1 protein-coding gene is annotated in these 297 nt (G+C 65.3%); it reads left to right on the forward strand.

Annotated features, from left to right (window positions below; translation table 11 throughout):
* On the forward strand, positions 1 to 297 hold a 297-nt coding region (locus OC610_RS29150; RefSeq protein WP_264433314.1), incomplete at both ends, for an ImcF-related family protein.

The raw sequence follows: 297 nt of genomic DNA on the forward strand, positions 1-297 counted from the left end.
GGGGTGTTCACGCGCCAGGCCTGGGAGGGCCAGGTGCGCCAGGCCATCGACGACATCGCCCAGGCGCGGCGTGAGGAAATCGATTGGGTGCTCAGCGACAAACCCGGCAAGGTCGATCCCCGGTTGACGCCGGACGAGCTGAAGGCGCGCCTGACCGAACGCTATTTCCAGGACTACGCCAGCGCCTGGCTGGTGTTTCTCAACAGCCTGCGCGCCCGTCAAGCGAAAAACCTGGACGGGGTGATCGAGCAACTGACGCTGATGAGCGACGTGCGTCAGTCGCCGCTGATCGCGTTG

The sequence above is a fragment of the Pseudomonas agronomica genome (assembly GCF_025917275.1).
In the GTDB taxonomy this organism is placed as follows: domain Bacteria; phylum Pseudomonadota; class Gammaproteobacteria; order Pseudomonadales; family Pseudomonadaceae; genus Aquipseudomonas; species Aquipseudomonas agronomica.